Here is a 514-nt window from a genome sequence, read left to right as displayed (position 1 = left end):
CGCATCGAAGGGCTCATGGGTGCGTTCCGCGGAATGGGCCCGCGCCTCCGAAGAGGCCGAGCACCGAGGGGTCGATGCCGACCCGCCTGCGGCAGGACGCGTTGAGGACGACGGCGCAGGCGAGCGAGCAGAGGGCGCTGGCGAGGCTCGCACCGATCAGCCCGTCGGCGAGCGCCGCGGTGGCGACGCAGGCGCAGCGGGCGAGCACGAAGAGGCCGGCGATCCGCGCGTAGGCGGCCTCGTGGCCGGTGAGCCGCATCACCGCCGGGACCGGGCCTCCGAGCGCCATCGCGGCCACGCCGACCGTGAGGATCACCAGCGGCAGATAGGCGGCGTGGAACGCCGCGCCGAACAGGTCGAGGAGGATCTGGCCGCCCGTCACCACCACGAGGACGCCGCCGCCGACCGCGAGCCCCGTCGCCGCGCCGACGAGGCGCAGCGCCTCGCGCATGCCGGGGCCGGCCGGGTCGGCGGCATGGCGGGCGATCTCGCGGCTCGAGAAGACGTGCAGGCC

1 pseudogene is annotated in these 514 nt (G+C 76.1%); it reads right to left on the bottom strand.

Annotated features, from left to right (window positions below):
• Nucleotides 1-13: 13 nt before the first annotated feature.
• Nucleotides 14-514, bottom strand: a pseudogene (locus AX737_RS34230) (hypothetical protein); the annotation flags it as partial.

Source organism: Methylobacterium sp. CCH5-D2 (assembly GCF_001556475.1).
GTDB classification, from domain to species: Bacteria; Pseudomonadota; Alphaproteobacteria; order Rhizobiales; family Beijerinckiaceae; genus Methylobacterium; species Methylobacterium hispanicum.
The sequence above is the reverse complement of the archived record's forward strand: the minus strand, read 5'-3'. Positions and strand labels throughout refer to the sequence as shown.